Source organism: Mesorhizobium sp. M1143 (assembly GCF_040318435.1).
In the GTDB taxonomy this organism is placed as follows: Bacteria; Pseudomonadota; Alphaproteobacteria; order Rhizobiales; family Rhizobiaceae; genus Mesorhizobium.
On record NZ_JAMYMJ010000193.1, the window covers coordinates 1 to 801 of the forward strand.

Genomic DNA, 801 nt, shown 5'->3' on the forward strand with positions numbered 1-801 from the left:
TGCGCGATTTCCGCAATCCGTGAAGTTCGTCTAGGCCCACCGCGATCGAGGCCTTGAAATCGGAAACACTGGCGGCGTTCGCCTGACGGATCAGACCAAACTGCTCTTCAAAGTCGAGGCCAGCCAATCGGCCGGAGAGTAGCTGTAGGCTGTCTTCGAGTGTGTGATGTGCGGCCTTCTTTTCGTCCTCGACCCTCTCGATAACTGTGTGCTCTATATCGTCGAAATTCTTGGCCGTTTTCGGGGGCTGGTTAGCCTCGCCTCGCTGCGTTCCACGACCTTCAAGATCCATTTCGCGATCAATTTTCGCGACATCCAAGCTATTGAACAATTGGGTGCTGGCGCGGAAATCGTGATTTGCCTCTAGTAGAGACTCCCGCAGTTTATTTAGCTTTTCGAATTTTATTCCCACAGCACCGCACCCATTTTTTTACCTCTGCCCGCACAAATGGCTTCTATGCACAGTAGAAGCAAAGGGCAACTGCGTCTTCGCAACTTTGCGGTCCACTGCTCACGAGACGATCGTCTGATGTAAAAATGACAACGATAGCTGCCGTGGCAAGCGGACTTGGGCCAATGAATAGGCCAGGCAGCATACTCTTCTCCGCCGGGCTTTGTGGCGAAGGAACTGAAGATCACGCCAATGAGCTGCTAAAAATCGACTCCAGAGGCGTTCGCGCAGTAGCAGAAGCGGGCGCCCCCCGCGCGCCCCCCCCCCCCCCACTAAAGCGCGGGAAACAAGACCACGCCGGTAATCGGTTGGGTATGTGTTTTATACCCCACGCAGCGGGCCCCGAGTGG

General features: G+C 55.2%; 1 pseudogene. It reads right to left on the reverse strand.

Features of this window, described 5'->3' with window-relative positions:
- Window positions 1-412, reverse strand: a pseudogene (locus NKH35_RS31900) (hypothetical protein); the annotation flags it as partial.
- Window positions 413-801: the final 389 nt, after the last annotated feature.